We start from the raw sequence: 16,635 nt of genomic DNA, 5'->3' as shown, positions 1-16,635 counted from the left end.
GCGATGAAAACGCTCAGGAAATTTACTGAGCCAATCACTGATACCCGAAGGTCCAGTGAGAGTGGCAAGCATACACAGGGATATAAAATGACATACACATTGCGCGCATTAACCCAGGCCGTTGCTCTGGGACTGATCGTGGGTAGTACTTCTTTTGCTGCCCAAGCTGAAATCACTTTGCTGAAGCAGGACCCGCAGGCGGGCGATCCGCTGAGCCGCCTTAACTTTACGGTCGGTGGCAGTATCCGTCCGCAGTTCAACAATATGACCGGCGATGGCGATAAGGGCTCTTACAAGCGTAACGGGTTCGACGGAGGCACCCGCTTCCGCTTTGCCGCTGATTACTACCTGTTCGATGACATTAGCTGGATCAGCTATTACGAGCTGGGCGTGAACATTCCTGCACTCTTCAACTGGGATAATCACTATGCCGATGGTGCCAACAACACCAGCCGCCGCATGCTATATACCGGTCTGAAAAGTAAAACCTGGGGACAATTGACCTTTGGTCAGCAAAACAGCGTGTACTATGACGTAGTCGGCGCCAAAACCGATATCTGGGACTATGACATGCTGGCCCAGGCTCCGGGGAACGGCATCAACGGCGATTACGACGGTTCTTACCGCTCACGCAAAATGCTGAAGTACAAAAATACCTTCGGTGACGCGGACGTTTATGCGTCCTATCTGTTCAGCGACAACGAATATCTGCCGGGTAATGGCCTGCGCTACAAGCGTGAAGGCGGCGGTTCATTGGGCGTGGATTACCACCTGACGCCTGATCTGACCTGGGGCACCGCGTGGAACTATACCCGTGCAGAGATGCGCGATCCCGCTACCCACACCACCAAAGATTATGACCAAAACATTCTGGGTACTGCGCTGAGCTGGAAACCAGATAACTGGACACTGACCTTCGGCGGCGGTTGGTACAACAACTTCCTGACCACCAAGAAAGCCAACGTTAACGACTACTTCGCCGGTGACGCTTGGGGCATTGAGTATCTGGCCGGTTACACCCTACCTGTGGGGCAATATGCGGTGAAATCCGTGATGCCATACTTTATGGGTGACCGCCTGCAGTACGTGAGCGGCCGCGATTATCAGCGTATCGATAACGGTCTGGGCGTTACCGTACAGTTTGATTACGGCTTCCGCGTCGATGTGGAACACGTGCTGACGTCAAGCACCGACAATCTCGGTGATATGACACTGGTACGCCTGCGTTACGATTTCTAATCCCTACCGACGTAAAAAAGGCCGCTTCAGCGGCCTTTCTCATCAGTGCTCACGAGTTTAGAACCCGCCGCGCGCCGAACGGCCCACCGCCTCTCCCAACTGCCACACTGCCATCGCATAGTGGGTGCTGTGGTTATAGCGGGTAATGGTGTAGAAGTTAGGTAATCCATACCAATACTGATAGCCGGTGCCAATATCCAGACGCAGCAGGCTGGCCTCTTGGTTATCGCCCAAGGAACCCTGTGGAGTCAGGCCTGCCGCTGCCAGGCTGGCAACGGAGTAACGCGTTTTAAACCCATTTTCCAACCCTGGCGCCTGGCCGTTAGCCTGCACCGCAACAGGTTCGCCCTTGGCCCAGCCGTGTGCTTTAAAGTAGTTAGCCACACTGCCAATCGCATCCACCGGATCCCACAAGTTAATGTGACCATCACCGTTAAAGTCTACAGCGTAACTTTTGAATGAGGATGGCATAAACTGGCCGTACCCCATCGCTCCGGCAAATGAACCACGTAGATCCAGCGGATCATCCCCTTCAGTGCGTGACATCAGCAGGAAGGTTTCCAGCTCGCCGGCAAAATAATCGGCACGGCGGGGATAGTCGAAGGCCAAGGTAGCCAGCGCATCAATAATACGGGTTTTACCCATCACGCGGCCCCAGCGGGTTTCAACACCGATAATACCGACAATGATTTCGGGTGGTACGCCATAGACCTGATAAGCACGCTGCAGCGCATCCTGATACTGGTTCCAGAACTGCACGCCATTTTGCACGTTATCCGGCGTAATAAATTTATTGCGATAGCGCAGCCAGGAGCCGTTCGGTCCTGAGGGTGCCTGTGTGGATGGCGTTGGCGCTTGGCGATCCATCAACCGCAACACGGAATCCAGTCGCTTGGCTTGGGCCAGTACATCATGCAGCTGTTGACGATCAAAACCGTGTTCCTGAACCATTTTATCGATAAAACGGGCCGTATTGGGGTTATTGGCAAAATCACCGCCCAGTGGCTGACCGGAATGCGCTGGCGTCAGCAGGAACCCACCTTTCACCGTGCTGTCCTGAGGCGTAGCTGGGGTCGGCTTCGGCCCGCTGCTACAGGCAGTGAGTAAGGTAAGCAGGGGGAGAAGAGCAACTAAATGACGCATCGGATATCCATATAAGCCAGGCCAGTGATAAGTGGTGATTATGTTAATCCATTGTCTGGTGCGAACAAACTGGATTATGTCGCTCATCACAAGGCGGTAAGCCAAAATAGCCAAAAACGTGATTTGAAGCACAGAAACAAAGAATTAGTTAGGGTAGGCAACTATTCCGCCGAAACGTAAACCTTGATTAAATGAGAACAATTATCATATTGACACGCCACAGCGCATCACTACACTGCCCCTCTTTTTGGCTGCAACCCTGTCAGCAATGACGGATACAACGGAATGTTATTTTGGATTCTCTCGGACAGATCGCTAAAAATGTCTTTAAACGCCGCATAGCACGCAAGGAGTATGTTTTCTCCGTGATGGTGTTCGCCGCGGGCCTGGCACTGTTGTTATACCTGTCACCTTATCTCGATCAAAATCTCTTCCGAACTTACGCGCACAGTGATATCAGCACGTTTTTTGCGGTGTTTGTCTACCTGCTGTGCATTATGCTGTGGTCACTGTGTTGGATAGGTTTAACCCTTTGGCTGGTAGCCCGCACCGCATTTCGCCTTAATGACATAGGTACACCTGGTTGGCCTCTGGCGTTAGCCCTGTATCTGCTCAGCGTGGTGAATAATTATTACCCCGGCCCAGTGACGCGCTGGCTCATCATTATTAGCCTGATTGGCCTGTTATGCGCGTTGTTGTTGCCTACGGGATTATGCACGCGTAAACCGATGAAGGCCTGACCATCGCCACTGGCTATCTGCACGCCGAGCGGTCACAATGCCGCATTACTTCGCGCCAAACAGGAAATACCATGTCTTGCCACTACCCCGCCCATTACAGCTTTGATAACGATAGCGATGCCTGGCAGATCCACTTTCGTGATTTTCCTGAACAACAGGCCGCCTGCTATAAGCGTGAAGATGTAGAGCTTGAAGCCCAGGAAAGCCTGTTGATTGCCATCAAGCTGGAAATGGAAGAGGGCCGACCGGTACCTCCCCCTTCCCGCGCCTTACCGGAAGAATTAGCGATCCATGTGCCCGTATTGGTCAAACTCAAACTCGAACTGCATAACATTATGCTGTCCAGCAGCGCCTCTAAAGCCTCTCTGGCACGTCAATTAGGGTTTAACGCTGGGCAGATGGATCGCCTGCTGGACGTCGCCTACGCCTCAAAAGTGGAAGCGCTGGAGCAAGCCCTCTACCTGTTAGGATATGAAGTTCAAACCTCGGTAGCAGAGATTCGCCAGCAATAAGATAAATATTTTTTGCGGGGGCTAAATATTCTTCATTTTTCGCCGATGTGTTCATTACCGAACCATCAAGAGCAAAAGTGAAGGCTAAAAATGGAGTGGAGTCGCCGTAATATTTGGACCGTTATTCTGCTGTCGTGCCTTGTCTTCTGGGTCATCTTGTTGACGGGCGCAAACGCCGTCGCCTGATCCCTTTTCATAACATCACAGCAAACATAATGATAAAGCCCGTTTCAACGGGCTATTCCCTTCTTTTACCTGATAAAAAAGGTAAATAAAAATCGTTTCAAAACAGTAATCCTTGGTTAATAAACCGTCAAAAAGTGTGATCAAAAACACAGTATTGTAATCATGCTCATATTGGGAGTACATTAGCCCCGATCCTGTCGTGGTTCATGTTTTACCTCACGGACGTTGAAACACGACAACCGGATAATCTGTGGCCAAGGACGTTGTTCTTCATGTTGAAGGATCCGCCTAATCGCCACAAAGTATCCACAAAATACTCAGCACAACAATCGGGATCATTGGCTTGCGAGGGACTCCAAAAGGGAGTTGTTCAGTGAAATATTTTGTTATGGGCGTTTCATTCATGTTGGTTACATGGATTGGCACCTTTATGCTGATGGTTGCATAACCAAGGCATGACCAGGAACATAGATAAAGGGGCGCATAAGCGCCCCTTTGTTGTTTCTGCACGCGGCTATTTTCCCGGCATCATGCGGCGCAAGGTGTCATCCTTGCGCAGATAATGGTGGTATAGCGCCGCCAGCGTATGTGCGCCAATAATAAAATAGCCGGTATTGGCGAGCGTTTCGTGCGTGCTTTTAATCACGCTACGCAGCACCGGATTGGGTGTGACGACTTGCGGAACTTGCCAGCCCAGCAACACCCACTCTTTACCCCCATAAACCAGCGTCAGAACACCCAGCACCGGTAAGGCCAGGAACAGCACATAAAGCAGCACGTGGAAAATTTTGGCCCCCCACTCCTGCCATTCCTCAAGGGGTGGCGTGGTCGGCGGTGTGGCATAACGCCGACGCAATCCAAGCCGGATGAACATCAACAAGAAGACCATCAGGCCAAAGTTAAAATGCAGATTTTTGACCAGTGACGCCATATCATCCGGTACCGAATCTTTCAGCAGCATGGCTGAGTAAGTGAGGATCACCATCAATAACGTCAGCCAGTGCAAAACAATCTGTGATTTCGCGTAACGTTTGCCCATACACTCTTCCTGATAAATAAAGAAAATCTTATTGAAGGATAGTGGGTAAATGATGAAGAAAACCTTAGCAGAAAGAAAAAAGGCCGGAGCGAATGCACCGGCCTAGAGGAATTATTTGGTTGGCGTCGGGCTACTTTTGGCTGGCTTAATCAGCCCGTCAGCCCGGAACATGGCTTTGATACCGCGCACGGCCTGACGGATACGGTCCTGGTTTTCGATCAGCGCGAAACGCACGTGGGTATCACCGTAGTCACCAAAACCGATGCCTGGCGATACGCAGACCTTGGCTTCCGCCAGCAGACGCTTGGCAAACTCCAGTGAACCAAGGTGCGCATAAGGCTCTGGGATTTTTGCCCAAACGTACATTGAGGCTTTCGGGTTCTCCACCATCCAGCCCGCTTCATGCAGCCCTTTTACCAGCACATTACGGCGTTGACGATATTGCTCTGCAATATCCAACACGCATTGCTGATCGCCTTCCAGTGCCGCAATAGCCGCTACCTGTAAGGGGGTGAAGGTGCCATAGTCGTGATAACTCTTGATACGCGCCAGTGCGTTGACCAGCTCAGGATTACCGACCATGAAACCAATTCGCCAGCCTGCCATATTGTAGCTTTTCGACAGCGTGAAAAACTCCACCGCAATGTCCTTGGCACCAGGAACCTGCATAATGGATGGCGCTTTCCAGCCGTCATACACGATGTCGGCATAGGCCAGATCGTGGATCACCAGTACATTGTATTGTTTAGCCAGCGCAACTACGCGCTCAAAAAAGTCCAGCTCTACGCATTGCGCCGTCGGATTCGATGGGAAGCCGAGGATCATCATTTTCGGGCGCGGAATGGTTTCGCGTATGGCACGCTCCAGCTCACCAAAGAAATCCACACCGTCCACCAGCGGTACCGAACGCACCTGGGCCCCGGCAATCACCGCACCGTAAATGTGGATCGGGTAGCTTGGATTTGGCACCAGCACGGTGTCGCCGTGATCGAGCGTCGCCAACATCAGGTGCGCCAGCCCTTCTTTTGACCCTATGGTGACAATGGCTTCGCTTTCGGGGTCGATCTCCACCTGGTAGCGATCGGCGTACCAGCGTGAAATAGCACGGCGCAAACGCGGGATGCCGCGCGAGGTGGAATAACCGTGGGTGTCGTCACGTTGTGCAACGGTGCAGAGTTTTTCCACAATGTGCGGCGGCGTTGGCCCGTCGGGGTTGCCCATGCTGAAATCGATAATATCCTCGCCGCGACGGCGTGCGGCCATCTTCAGTTCGGCGGTGATGTTAAATACATAAGGGGGGAGACGTTCAATACGCGTGAAACGGCGTTGCGGACTATTATCAGCCATAGATACCTCGAAGAGACGTTAGCGCCCGGACCATCCGAGCGACGCTGGCCAACCTAAGATTGACCGGATATTGAACATATCTCAGCCTTGGCAGGCTTGTCGATACCCGGCACAACATTTTTATTTGACGCCCCTAAACTCCGACACCAATAACCCGAACTGCCAGTCATCGCGCCATTGCCCCGCCAACTGGTAGTTCTCGCGCAACGTGCCCTCCAACAGAAAGCCACAGGATTCCAGCAGTCGGCGCGAAGCAATATTGCCCTCGGTCACCGTGGCTGTCAGCTTATGAAAATCGCAGGCGTTAAAAGCAAAATCCAGCACTGCCCGCAGAGATTCCTTGCCATAACCCTTACCCTGCGCGAGCGGCAGGCTGCCATATCCCACTTCTGCCTGCCGGTAGGGGTGCCATTGTGGGCGAAAACCGGTCATACCAACCGCGTCTTCACTGGCCTTTTCTCTCATCACCAGGCACAGCCACTGCTCCCCATATTTGTCCCAGGCGGGGAGTCGGGCCTCAAAACGCGTGCGAATTTCTGCTTCACTGAGCGGGTCGGCAATATAACGAATCACCTCTGGATCCTGATACAGACGCAGGAACAGCGGCCAATCGTCGGCAGTGATTGACTCCAGGATCAAACGTTCAGTGACCAGTTTCATTGTTTCTATCTCCTAAAAACATAGACCTCCGAAAAACGAAAATGAGGAAGTTACGAATGAAAGATATCCCTTTATTTTCCTCTATTAAATCCAGATAATCATTAACGTTAAAACAACAAAACCATAACGCCTTACCCGGTCCCCTACAACCGTTCGTCGTTGCCTGCTGGCAGCGAGAGGAGAACACCATGGCTTCTTTACGCATTGACGATATTCCAAGCGCGATTAAAAACGTCAAACAGCAACTGCGGCAAGCATTACCAAATTACCGAGAGACTTTCCTGGCGCTGGAGGACAATATCCGCCAGCAAGTCGAGAAAATCCGCCAGGAATTGGCAGCGGGTGAGAACCCGGTTCCGCAAATCGATGCCGAAGATATCCTGCAACAACGCGTCAGCGAACAGCAAAAAAAACTGATTAAACAGCGTGGCGCATGCGCCATCCGTGGCGTATTTCCCCGTGAAAAAGCCGCGGCCTGGAACCGTGAAATCGGTCACTACCTCGATCGCAACAATTTCGTCGAACGCTTGAAAGGCGCGGCCGAAGACAACTATTTCGGCAAACTGGCTGCCAGCAAGCCGCAGATTTACGGTATTTACTGGTCAAAACCGCAGGTAGAAGCGCGCCAGGACGCACGCATGCATGCGGTACAAGTATTCCTCAACAGCCTATGGGAAACCGAAAGCAACGGTAGACAACATTTTGATCCAACGCGCGTCACGACCTATGCCGATCGTACTCGTCGCCGTCCGCCAAACTCTTCATCGCTGGGCCTGTCGCCGCACGTAGACAGCGGCACCATTGAGCGTTGGCTGGATGAGAACTTCCGCTATGTCTATCGTCACGTGTTCTCCGGCAATTGGCAATCGTATGACCCGTTCGCCGCCGATGGCCGTACTGAAGTACGTGAGATCGCCTCTCCGGCTGTGTGTTCGATGTTCCGTACCTTTCAGGGATGGACGGCATTGACGCCACAGCGAACCAACGCAGGCACACTGAATCTGGTCCCCATCGCCAACGCCATGGCCTATGTGCTGCTGCGTGCGCTGCAAGATGACGTCGCCGATGACGATCTGTGCGATGCCGCGCCTGGCCGCGCACTGTCAATCTCGGAAAAATGGCATCCCCTTTTATTAAGTGGGATTTCCCCTATTCCTGATTTAGAGCCCGGCGACACCGTTTTTTGGCATTGCGACGTCATCCATGCGGTAGAAAACGAACATAACGGCGAGTTCGACAGCAACGTGATGTACATCGCCGCCGCGCCAGGTTGCGAGAAAAACGATGCCTACCTGCAACGCCAACTGCCCAGTTTTATCTCGGGCAGAACACCGCCGGATTTTGCGCCAGATGATTTCGAAGTGGATTTCATTGGCCGTGCCACCGTCGATTTGCTGACGCCGCTCGGCAAGGAACAGTTAGGTATCAAGTAACGTTATCCCCGTGGTGCGCCGCTCGGCCGCCACGGGGTCACTAGGCTGTGATATACTTCCCTCCCTATTCCCACCGCAACGAGAGCCTGTCGTGCACCCTTTTTTTGAAATGCTGCTAGCGGTGTTTGACCGCGCCGCGTTGATGCTAATTTGCCTGTTCTTCCTCACCCGCACCCGGCTGTTCCGCCAATTGCTGCAAAAAGAGGACCATACGCCGCTTGAGCTGGGCATGGTTACCGCCATTTTCTCGCTGTTTGCGCTGTTCAGTACTTACTCCGGTGTCAATGTTGAAGGCTCGCTGGTCAACGTGCGGGTGATTGCCATTATGGCTGGCGGCATTTTGTTCGGGCCTTGGGTGGGGGTCATCACCGGCATCATCGCCGGGGTGCACCGCTACCTGATCGATATCGACGGCATTACCTCCATTCCTTGCCTGATCACCAGCATTATTGCCGGTATCAGCGCCGGTTATATCAATCTGAAGGTAAAAAAGGAGCAGCGTTGGCGCGCCGGGATCCTCGGCGGCATGTTGTGCGAATGCCTGACCATGCTGTTGATTGTGCTGTGGGCTAAGCCGACCGAGTTAGGGCTGGATATCGTTTCCAAAATTGCGCTACCGATGATCCTTGGCACGGTGTGTATCGGCCTTATCGTGCTGCTGGTGCAAAGCGTTGAAGACGAAAAAGAAGTGATCGCCGCCCGCCAGGCCAAGCTGGCGTTGGACATTGCCCGCAAAACCCTGCCCTATTTCCGCAATATTAACAGCGAATCGCTGGCGACCATCTGCGACATCATCCGCCATGATATTCAGGCCGATGCGGTAGCCATCACCGATACTCACCAGGTGTTGGCTTACGTTGGCGTGGGCGAAGAAGCTTATCCGATGGGCCGTGAAGGGTTGAGCCGAGTGACGCGGGAAAGTATCCGGCACGGCAAGATCATCATCAAAAACAACCTGGAGAACCCCGCGACGCCGCAAATCCACTCGCAGTTGGTGATCCCGCTGTGGGAAAAAGGTGAGGTGACTGGCGCGCTGAAAATTTACTACTGCCATGCCCACCAGATCACCAATACGCTGAAAGTCATGGCCGTTGGCCTGTCGCAGATTATCTCGACCCAGATGGAGGTGTCGCGTATTGAGCATCTACGCCAGATGGCGGATAAAGCGGAAATGCGCGCCCTGCAGAGCAAGATTAACCCGCACTTTCTGTTTAATGCGCTGAACGCCATTTCCTCTTCAATCCGCCTCAATCCAGACACCGCGCGGCAGTTGATTATCAATCTGTCACGCTACCTGCGTTATAACCTGGAACTGAACGACGAACTGATCGACATCCGTAAGGAACTGCATCAGATCCAAGACTATATTGCGATCGAACAAGCGCGGTTTGGCGCCAAATTGACGGTGATTTATGACATCGATGACGATATTTCGGTGCGTATTCCCAGCCTGCTGATCCAGCCATTGGTGGAGAATGCCATTGTACACGGCATCCAACCCTGTAAAGGCAAAGGTGTCGTGGTGATTGCCGTGAAAGATCAGGGCGACAGGGTTAAAATTTCGGTCAAAGACACGGGGCACGGTATCGATCAGAAGGTCATCGACCGCGTCGCCCGCAACGAAATGCCGGGGCACAATATTGGCTTACTGAACGTACATCATCGGGTCTCTTTGCTGTACGGTGAAGGGCTGCGTATCCGCCGCCTGGAACCCGGCACTGAAATTGCCTTTTACATCAGCAAAAATGGCGGCAAACTGCAGGTGGAAAACGGCGGACTGCCGGCCGGGGAGCCATCATGAAAGCCATCATTGTTGAAGACGAGTTCCTCGCCCAGGAAGAACTCAGCTACCTGATCAAAAAACACAGCAATATTGTCATCGAAGCCACCTTCGAGGATGGATTGGATGTGTTGAAATACCTGCAAAACCATCAGGTCGATGCAATTTTCCTCGACATCAACATCCCGTCGTTGGATGGGGTTCTGCTGGCGCAAAACATCAGTAAGTTTGCCCACCGCCCTTCGATCGTATTTATCACCGCCTATAAAGAGCACGCGGTTGAAGCCTTCGAGATAGAAGCGTTTGATTACATCCTCAAGCCTTATCATGAAGCGCGTATCGTCACCATGTTGCAAAAGCTCGAAGCGTTGCATAACCGCCCCGCGGCCCTGCCGGAACAAGCCAGCGCACCAAGCCGCAACAAGAACAGCATTAATTTAATCAAAGACGAACGGATTATCGTTACCGACATTAACGACATCTATTATGCCGCTGCCGATGAAAAAGTGACGCGGGTCTACACCCGGCGCGAAGAGTTTGTGATGCCGATGAACCTCACCGAGTTTTACGGCCGCCTGCCTGAAGAACATTTCTTCCGTTGCCACCGCTCTTATTGCGTCAATCTGTCGAAGATTCGCGAAATTGTGCCCTGGTTCAACAATACCTATATTCTGCGGCTGAGCGACCTGGATTTCGAAGTGCCGGTCAGCCGCAGCAAGGTCAAAGAGTTTCGCAAACTCATGCGGTTATGATCGCCAGCGATTACCAGCGCGGCCCAGGAGCATAGTAATAGCCCGGAGGGGGTGGCGGTGGCATACGGTAATGCGGTCGATCGCGCCATTCACGCCGTGGCGGGCCGTAATAAATCACCCGTGGCGGCGGGCCATAATAATAACCACGCGGGCGCTCATAAACCCGATGTTCAGACCACCAACGAGGATCGCGCCAGCGGTAACCGTCCCAATAATGGCCACGGTTATCACGATCGCCAATGTGCAATGACAAACCTGGCACATTCACGCCGATGGAGACGTCCGCATGGCTCACCAACGGCAGTGACAGCAATGCGGCCAATAACAACACTATTTTCTTCATTTCAACGACTCCTGCAGAGCGGAACCCGTCCGTTCACAGATAACATAGATCTGCGCCAAGCCCCGCTCTATAGGAACAATGCCCATTTACGCCATTCACACACATCCTTCACAATTCGAACACAATCGTAATGGGGAGATGCGCGATAAATCGCTAACATTCTTGATGTAGATCACGTGGCATCAGGTGCATTTCATCCCGTTTTAGCCCCTAAAACGGCAACTCATGCACCGCCAGATGCATTTCATTCCTTCCCCTGTGCAACTCATTCCCGATCCGCCGTCGTGTGGTACTACCAGCCATATAATATGCCCATACCGCGGGGTTCACGACACCGCCCGCAAATTTCAGCCAACGGCTAACGCCCGGCAATGCACATACAGGAAGGAGCCCGGCCATGAACACCAAACCGGCAAATCGCAGCTTAATCGTTCTGGGTACCATCATCTGTCAGATGGGCCTCGGTACTATCTACACCTGGAGCCTGTTCAACCAGCCGTTGGTCGACAAGTTTCACTGGGGCCTCGGCGACGTCGCGACCACCTTCTCCATCACCAGTTTCTTCCTGGCTTTTGCCACGCTGTTTGCCGGTAAGCTGCAAGAGCGTTTCGGTATCCGCAACCTGACACTGTGTTCGGGTATTTTGGTTGGCCTGGGTCTGATTGCCAGCGCTTACGTCAGCTCACTGGACATGATTTATCTGCTGGCCGGCGTAGTGGTCGGCTTTGCGGTCGGTATTGCTTATATCTCCACCCTGTCTAACCTGATCAAATGGTTCCCAGCCAACAAAGGGCTGATCTCCGGTATCTCTGTGGGTGCTTTCGGCAGCGGTAGCCTGTTGTTCAAATACGTTAACGCCGCGCTGATTGCCGACATCGGCGTCTCGTCCGCTTTCTTCTACTGGGGTGCCATTGTGATGGCGCTGATTGTACTGGGTTCCCTGCTGCTGAAAGAACCGGTGCTGGTGAGCAAATCTGCACATCAAAGCGCAGGCAGTTTGGGCAATGACTTCAGCGTACGTCAGATGTTGGCGACCAAAGAAGCCTACCTGCTGTTCACCATTTTCTTCGCGGCCTGCATGAGTGGCCTGTACCTGATTGGTATCGTGAAAGACATGGGCGTTCAACTTGCAGGGATGGATTTAGCGACCGCCGCCAATACCGTGTCCGCCGTTGCTATCTTCAACACCGCAGGGCGCATCATTCTGGGTACGCTGTCAGATAAAGTGGGCCGCATGCGCGTCATTAGCTTCACCATGCTGGTTACCGTGCTGGCGATTGTGGCGCTGAGCTTCCTTACCCTGAACCACACGCTGTTCTTTATCTGCGTCGGCGCCGTCGCCTTCTGCTTTGGTGGCAACATTACCGTATTCCCAGCGATTGTCGGTGACTTCTTCGGCCTGAAAAACCACAGCAAAAACTACGGCATCATCTACCAAGGTTTCGGTTTGGGCGCACTGGCCGGTTCGTTTGTCGCCAAATACTTCGGCGGCTTCCACGCGACCTTTATGGTGATTGGCGGACTGTCTGTTGTTTCTCTGGCTATCACCCTGTTCATCAAGGCACCAAAAGCGGTGGCGCAGGAAGAAGAAGACTTCCCACAGGCGGATCTGGTCAAAGCCTAATCCCTTGAATGACAAAAGGGGCGCAACCCACGGGTTGCGCCCCTTTTTTTATCACGGCTTTCGGTTACAAATGCATACCCAGCGTCTGGCGCAAGTGAGCGCCAGCACCCAGTAAACCGGGTTGCCCATGGGTGATCATAAATACCGGGATATCCTGTACGTAATCCTTGAAACGCCCTTTATCCTCGAACGCCGCACGGAAACCGGAGGCTTTGAAGAACGCCATAAAGCGCGGCACGATACCACCGGCAATATAAACACCGCCAAAGGTGCCCAAATTCAGCGCCAGGTTGCCGCCAAAGCGGCCCATGATCACGCAGAACAACGACAGAGCACGGCGGCAGTCGATGCAGCTATCAGCCAAGGCGCGTTCGGTAATGTCCTTCGGCTCCAGTTTTTCTGGCAGACGCTTATCTGACTTGACGATAGCGCGGTAGAGATTGACCAATCCTGGCCCAGATAGCACGCGTTCTGCGGAGACATGCCCAACTTCAGCGCGTAACACTTGCAGAATGATATCTTCTTCTTCACTGTTCGGTGCGAAATCAACGTGCCCCCCCTCACCCGGCAAGCTCACCCAGCGACGGTCAACGTGCACCAGATGCGCGACCCCTAACCCCGTACCGGCACCATATACCGCGATCGGTTTATCTTTCTGCGCACTGCTACCGCCAAACTGCAATACGTCGTCTTGCGACAACATCGGGATCGCCATCGACACGGCGGTAAAGTCATTGATCACTTCCAGATGACTCAGCCCCAGATTGGCCTTTATCTCTTTGATTGAGAATGCCCAGGTATGATTGGTCATGGCCACCCAGTCTTCAGTGACAGGACAGGCAATCGCAATACAGGCATCCTGAACCTGGATATTCTGCTCTTTTAAATATTGGCGAATCACGGCTTCCAGGCTGTCGAACTCCAGGCCGGAATAGGTTTTCGCCTGGGTAATTTCACCCGTCGCCACAGTGCACAACGCAAGGCGGGCATTGGTGCCGCCTACATCACCTACGAGGGCATAAGTCATCAGTATCTTCTCCGCAAAATGAATAATAGAAAGCTGCCCACACTGTAAAATCCCACTGCAAAAACAACAATCACCATCCTCTGCGCGGCCATCCATTAGCGATCTTGATCACAAAAAACGGTTCAGCCAACCCTTTCCAACCCCATTTGAAACAAATTGCGGCAAAAAACGGGCCACGGTCACTGTTAACCGTCATGACAGAAAGGCACTATTAACCGGCTGCGGCCTTTACGCCCGGCCAGAAATATCTTTGCGTGCCTGCGTGCCGATTGTCTGGCAAGCTGTGGCCACAACCATCACCCGTTCGGCCTGCCATCCAGGGCCATTGATAAGGGATCCCTGCATGCTGCACCCGCGCGCCAATGCCATGTTGGCTTTCGCTCTGCCCGCTCTCGTTATCGGTTCGGCCTCAAGCCTGGTCCTCATTCTGGTGATGAAATTCGCCGATGCATTGCAGCGGCTGCTCTGGGTGAATATTCCTGCGGCGATGAATATCGATACCCATTCGCCCTGGTGGCTGATCGGCATTCTGACGCTGACCGGCGTCGCCGTTGGGCTGATTATCCGCTACATGCCTGGCCATGCGGGGCCTGATCCGGCCACTGAATCGCTGATCGGCATGCCACTGCCGCTTTCGGCACTGCCGGGTCTTGCGCTGGCACTGATCGTTGGCCTGGTGGGCGGCGTCAGTCTGGGGCCGGAAAACCCGATCACCGCCATCAATATTGCGCTTGTCGTGGCCATGGGCTCGCGTCTGCTACCCAAAGTCCCACGGATGGACTGGATTATTCTGGCTGCGGCCGGCACCATCGGCGCACTGTTTGGTACCCCGGTCGCGGCAGCCTTGATCTTCTCCCAAACCCTGGCGGGCAATAATGATGTACCGCTGTGGGACAGGCTGTTTGCGCCGTTGATGGCGGCGGCGGCCGGTGCCGTCACCACGCAGCTCTTTTTCACCCCAAACTTTGCACTGCAGATCGATGCCTATGCCGCTACCCGGCTGACGGATATTTTCAGTGGCTCGATCGTCGCCCTCATCGCCGTCGCACTGGGCATGGTGGCCGTATGGAGCTTTCCTCATGCCCATCGCCTATTCCACTCCATTAAAAATCCGGTGCTGATGTTGGGGCTAGGTGGCTTTGTACTGGGATTGCTGGCGTTGATCGGCGGTGATATCACCCTGTTTAAAGGGCTTGATGAAATGAAACGGCTGGCGATTGACGAGAGTTTCTCCGTCACGGAGCTGTTGCTGATTACACTGACCAAACTGGCAGCACTGGTGATTGCTGCCGCCAGCGGTTTTCGCGGCGGACGTATTTTCCCTGCGGTCTTTATCGGGGTGGCGTTGGGCCTGATGCTGCATCAGCACGTCCCGGCGGTACCGGCTGCTATTACCGTATCCTGCGCCATTATGGGGTTAGTGCTGGTGGTAACGCGTGATGGTTGGCTTAGCCTGTTTATGGCCGTTGCCGTCGTGCCAGAATTGCACCTGCTGCCTGTGTTATGCGTCGTGATGTTGCCCGCATGGCTGGTACTGGCGGGCAAACCCCTGATGTTGGTGGGCAGACGCCAACCGCCCCACGACGATTAGGCCAGCGCGTATTCCGCCGCAGCGCGCGCATGGATGGCGGTCGTGTCAAATACCGGCACTGACGCATCCTGCGCGCCAACCAGCAAACCAATCTCGGTGCAGCCGAAAATAATGCCTTGCGCCCCCTGCTGTTCCAGGTCACCGATAATACGGCGATATTCGTCGCGTGACGTATCGCGGATTTTCCCCAGGCACAATTCTTCATAAATAATGCGGTGCACAATGTCACGATCGGCCGCCACCGGGGTCACGACTTCTATGCCAAATTTTTCCTGCAGCCGCCCGCGATAAAACGCCTGCTCCATAGTAAAGCGCGTACCGAGCAGCCCGACACGGCGAATATCCTGTTGCCGTACCTGCAGCGCCGTTGCGTCGGCGATGTGAATGAGCGGTAATCCGCTTGCCTGTTCAACCGCATCCGCCACCTTGTGCATCGTGTTGGTGCAAATGACGATGGCCTGCGCCCCCGCGGCACGTAGTGAGGCCGCCGCCGAGGCTAACAAGCGCCCTGCGCCGTCCCAATCGCCCTGATGCTGCAGGCGTTCCACCTCGTGAAAATCAACACTGTAGAGAACGATTTTGGCCGAATGCAGACCCCCAAGCCGGTCTTTCACCTGCTCATTGATCATGCGGTAATAGGGAATGGTCGATTCCCAACTCATTCCCCCCAGCAGGCCCAATACTTTCATCGTTTTCTCCTCAGTCATATTGCGGTCACTGCTCGACATTACCTGAGAATGACAGCGATGACGACGCCTTATTTAGCGGAAGAGTTGGCGGGTTGACGCGCATCAAACCAACGCTGGCGCAGCGTATCGTAGACCCAGTTATAAAGCATGGTGTACGGCAGGAAGAACAGGAAGAAACCGATCTCCAGCATAAACGCCTGCAGTAAAGAAATACTTAACATCCAGGCGGCGATAGGTACACCGATCAACACGAATCCCGCCTCAAAGCCCAGGGCATGAAACACCCGCACTTTAAGGTTACGTACCACACGGCCCACAGGCCACAAACGGTCAAAAAGGGTGTTATAAACCATATTCCACACCATAGCGACGGTGGACAACATCACCGCCAACGCACCGACCTGCACCATCGAACGGTTAAGCAACCACGCACCCAATGGGGCACAGATCATCACTGCGATGGCTTCAAACCCGACGGCATGGACGATACGTTCAATGAAAGACTTGTTTTGCAGTTGCATACATCACCT

The 16,635-nt window shown here is 53.5% G+C and carries 17 protein-coding genes; 9 read left to right on the top strand and 8 right to left on the bottom strand.

The features are described 5' to 3' along the window. Positions 1-87 precede the first annotated feature (87 nt). A complete protein-coding gene (locus JOE25_RS21600) occupies positions 88-1,239 on the top strand; it encodes an autotransporter domain-containing protein (RefSeq protein ID WP_209638764.1) in 1,152 nt (383 codons plus the stop codon). A 57-nt stretch (positions 1,240-1,296) separates the two neighbouring features. On the opposite strand, the gene mltB is transcribed toward JOE25_RS21600, so the two are convergent. Further along, complete coding sequence (mltB, locus tag JOE25_RS21595; RefSeq protein WP_209638762.1) at positions 1,297-2,382, bottom strand: lytic murein transglycosylase B; 1,086 nt, start codon at positions 2,380-2,382, stop codon at positions 1,297-1,299. A 293-nt stretch (positions 2,383-2,675) separates the two neighbouring features. Between mltB and JOE25_RS21590 the strand changes: the two genes are divergently transcribed. The 3 genes from JOE25_RS21590 (at position 2,676) to ypdK (ending at position 4,268) form a co-directional block, all read left to right on the top strand. Continuing rightward, the gene (locus JOE25_RS21590; protein WP_209638760.1) at positions 2,676-3,122 is read left to right on the top strand and encodes a DUF805 domain-containing protein; all 447 of its coding nucleotides are present in this window, start codon (positions 2,676-2,678) and stop codon (positions 3,120-3,122) included. A gap of 71 nt (positions 3,123-3,193) precedes the next feature. After that, positions 3,194-3,634 carry a hypothetical protein gene (locus JOE25_RS21585; RefSeq protein ID WP_209638758.1) on the top strand — a complete coding sequence of 147 codons (441 nt, stop codon included), beginning with the start codon at positions 3,194-3,196 and terminating at the stop codon, positions 3,632-3,634. Positions 3,635-4,193: 559 nt separating this feature from the next. Next, a complete protein-coding gene (ypdK, locus tag JOE25_RS21580; RefSeq protein WP_104410986.1) occupies positions 4,194-4,268 on the top strand; it encodes a membrane protein YpdK in 75 nt (24 codons plus the stop codon). Positions 4,269-4,334: 66 nt separating this feature from the next. Here the strand turns inward: ypdK and JOE25_RS21575 are convergent, their stop codons facing one another. The 3 genes from JOE25_RS21575 to JOE25_RS21565 all read right to left on the bottom strand — a co-directional run bounded on the left by JOE25_RS21575 (position 4,335) and on the right by JOE25_RS21565 (position 6,866). Continuing rightward, the gene (locus tag JOE25_RS21575; protein ID WP_209638757.1) at positions 4,335-4,859 is read right to left on the bottom strand and encodes a cytochrome b; all 525 of its coding nucleotides are present in this window, start codon (positions 4,857-4,859) and stop codon (positions 4,335-4,337) included. A 111-nt stretch (positions 4,860-4,970) separates the two neighbouring features. Beyond that, the gene (gene alaC, locus JOE25_RS21570; RefSeq protein ID WP_209638755.1) at positions 4,971-6,206 is read right to left on the bottom strand and encodes an alanine transaminase; all 1,236 of its coding nucleotides are present in this window, start codon (positions 6,204-6,206) and stop codon (positions 4,971-4,973) included. Between the two features lie 120 nt (positions 6,207-6,326). Continuing rightward, entirely contained in the window at positions 6,327-6,866 is a 540-nt protein-coding gene (locus JOE25_RS21565; RefSeq protein ID WP_209638753.1) for a GNAT family protein, read from the bottom strand. 188 nt (positions 6,867-7,054) lie between these two features. Here JOE25_RS21565 and JOE25_RS21560 point away from each other — a divergent pair, with 188 nt between their 5' ends. The 3 genes from JOE25_RS21560 (at position 7,055) to JOE25_RS21550 (ending at position 10,831) form a co-directional block, all read left to right on the top strand. Further along, positions 7,055-8,299 carry a DUF1479 domain-containing protein gene (locus tag JOE25_RS21560; protein WP_209638751.1) on the top strand — a complete coding sequence of 415 codons (1,245 nt, stop codon included), beginning with the start codon at positions 7,055-7,057 and terminating at the stop codon, positions 8,297-8,299. A 109-nt stretch (positions 8,300-8,408) separates the two neighbouring features. Further along, positions 8,409-10,100, top strand: coding sequence for a sensor histidine kinase (locus tag JOE25_RS21555; protein WP_245210056.1), 1,692 nt, complete (start codon positions 8,409-8,411; stop codon positions 10,098-10,100). Continuing rightward, positions 10,097-10,831: a LytTR family DNA-binding domain-containing protein gene (locus JOE25_RS21550; RefSeq protein ID WP_209638747.1), complete on the top strand. Its 735-nt coding sequence runs from the start codon at positions 10,097-10,099 to the stop codon at positions 10,829-10,831. Before JOE25_RS21555 ends, JOE25_RS21550 begins: the two co-directional genes overlap by 4 nt. A gap of 10 nt (positions 10,832-10,841) precedes the next feature. On the opposite strand, the gene JOE25_RS21545 is transcribed toward JOE25_RS21550, so the two are convergent. Next, complete coding sequence (locus JOE25_RS21545) at positions 10,842-11,174, bottom strand: DUF2502 domain-containing protein (RefSeq protein ID WP_209638745.1); 333 nt, start codon at positions 11,172-11,174, stop codon at positions 10,842-10,844. Positions 11,175-11,571: 397 nt separating this feature from the next. Here JOE25_RS21545 and JOE25_RS21540 point away from each other — a divergent pair, with 397 nt between their 5' ends. After that, complete coding sequence (locus JOE25_RS21540) at positions 11,572-12,798, top strand: OFA family MFS transporter (protein ID WP_209638743.1); 1,227 nt, start codon at positions 11,572-11,574, stop codon at positions 12,796-12,798. A gap of 64 nt (positions 12,799-12,862) precedes the next feature. Here JOE25_RS21540 and glk read toward each other — a convergent pair whose 3' ends face one another. After that, the gene (gene glk, locus JOE25_RS21535) at positions 12,863-13,828 is read right to left on the bottom strand and encodes a glucokinase (protein ID WP_209639040.1); all 966 of its coding nucleotides are present in this window, start codon (positions 13,826-13,828) and stop codon (positions 12,863-12,865) included. Between the two features lie 340 nt (positions 13,829-14,168). Here glk and JOE25_RS21530 point away from each other — a divergent pair, with 340 nt between their 5' ends. Beyond that, positions 14,169-15,416: an ion channel protein gene (locus tag JOE25_RS21530; RefSeq protein ID WP_209638741.1), complete on the top strand. Its 1,248-nt coding sequence runs from the start codon at positions 14,169-14,171 to the stop codon at positions 15,414-15,416. Here JOE25_RS21530 and JOE25_RS21525 read toward each other — a convergent pair. After that, complete coding sequence (locus tag JOE25_RS21525; protein WP_209638739.1) at positions 15,413-16,105, bottom strand: aspartate/glutamate racemase family protein; 693 nt, start codon at positions 16,103-16,105, stop codon at positions 15,413-15,415. The two genes, JOE25_RS21530 and JOE25_RS21525, sit on opposite strands and share 4 nt — an antisense overlap. A gap of 68 nt (positions 16,106-16,173) precedes the next feature. Further along, entirely contained in the window at positions 16,174-16,626 is a 453-nt protein-coding gene (locus tag JOE25_RS21520; protein ID WP_209638737.1) for a multidrug/biocide efflux PACE transporter, read from the bottom strand. Positions 16,627-16,635: the final 9 nt, after the last annotated feature.

The sequence above is a fragment of the Serratia sp. PL17 genome (assembly GCF_017832355.1).
In the GTDB taxonomy this organism is placed as follows: domain Bacteria; phylum Pseudomonadota; class Gammaproteobacteria; order Enterobacterales; family Enterobacteriaceae; genus Serratia.
Note: the sequence above shows the minus strand (reverse complement) of the source record. Positions and strands in the feature narration are given on the sequence as shown.

Coding starts and splice junctions, on each gene's coding strand:
- JOE25_RS21600 (WP_209638764.1), top strand. CDS start 88: ATGACATACACATTGCGCGCATTAACCCAGGCCGTTGCTCTGGGACTG.
- mltB (WP_209638762.1), bottom strand. CDS start 2,382: ATGCGTCATTTAGTTGCTCTTCTCCCCCTGCTTACCTTACTCACTGCC.
- JOE25_RS21585 (WP_209638758.1), top strand. CDS start 3,194: ATGTCTTGCCACTACCCCGCCCATTACAGCTTTGATAACGATAGCGAT.
- JOE25_RS21575 (WP_209638757.1), bottom strand. CDS start 4,859: ATGGGCAAACGTTACGCGAAATCACAGATTGTTTTGCACTGGCTGACG.
- alaC (WP_209638755.1), bottom strand. CDS start 6,206: ATGGCTGATAATAGTCCGCAACGCCGTTTCACGCGTATTGAACGTCTC.
- JOE25_RS21565 (WP_209638753.1), bottom strand. CDS start 6,866: ATGAAACTGGTCACTGAACGTTTGATCCTGGAGTCAATCACTGCCGAC.
- JOE25_RS21560 (WP_209638751.1), top strand. CDS start 7,055: ATGGCTTCTTTACGCATTGACGATATTCCAAGCGCGATTAAAAACGTC.
- JOE25_RS21555 (WP_245210056.1), top strand. CDS start 8,409: ATGCTGCTAGCGGTGTTTGACCGCGCCGCGTTGATGCTAATTTGCCTG.
- JOE25_RS21550 (WP_209638747.1), top strand. CDS start 10,097: ATGAAAGCCATCATTGTTGAAGACGAGTTCCTCGCCCAGGAAGAACTC.
- JOE25_RS21545 (WP_209638745.1), bottom strand. CDS start 11,174: ATGAAGAAAATAGTGTTGTTATTGGCCGCATTGCTGTCACTGCCGTTG.
- JOE25_RS21540 (WP_209638743.1), top strand. CDS start 11,572: ATGAACACCAAACCGGCAAATCGCAGCTTAATCGTTCTGGGTACCATC.
- JOE25_RS21530 (WP_209638741.1), top strand. CDS start 14,169: ATGCTGCACCCGCGCGCCAATGCCATGTTGGCTTTCGCTCTGCCCGCT.
- JOE25_RS21525 (WP_209638739.1), bottom strand. CDS start 16,105: ATGAAAGTATTGGGCCTGCTGGGGGGAATGAGTTGGGAATCGACCATT.
- JOE25_RS21520 (WP_209638737.1), bottom strand. CDS start 16,626: ATGCAACTGCAAAACAAGTCTTTCATTGAACGTATCGTCCATGCCGTC.